Source organism: Marinobacter sp. BW6 (assembly GCF_008107725.1).
Taxonomy (GTDB): Bacteria; Pseudomonadota; Gammaproteobacteria; order Pseudomonadales; family Oleiphilaceae; genus Marinobacter.
Window position 1 is genome coordinate 1 of sequence record NZ_VIRN01000049.1, and the last position, 412, is coordinate 412.

Consider the following 412-nt stretch of genomic DNA (forward strand, 5'->3'; position numbering starts at 1 on the left):
ATCACAATCAGCGCGAAGACGTAGAACATAATGATACGGATCGGAATGGAGTTAATCGCGCGTGGCAGTGATTTCTCCGGATCTTTGGTTTCCGCAGCTGTTGTACCTACCAGCTCAATCCCCACGAAAGCGAAAACCGCTATCTGGAATCCGGCAAAGAAGCCACTTAAACCTTTCGGGAACCAGCCGCCGTCATTCCACAAATGCGCGAATGACGCTTCCACACCGGTCGGTGACTGAAAGTGCATCGCCACCATGACCAGGCCGACGACAATCAGCGACACGATGGCGACGATTTTGATCATCGCAAACCAGAACTCCATCTCACCGAACATTTTCACGGTGGCAAGGTTGAGCGTCAACAGCAGCACTATCACCGCCAGCGAGGCGACCCAGTCGGAGAGATCGGGGA

At 53.6% G+C, this 412-nt stretch carries 1 protein-coding gene; it reads right to left on the minus strand.

The features are described from left to right. On the minus strand, nt 1-412 hold a 412-nt coding region (locus FMN52_RS04260), incomplete at both ends, for an amino acid permease (protein WP_148607472.1).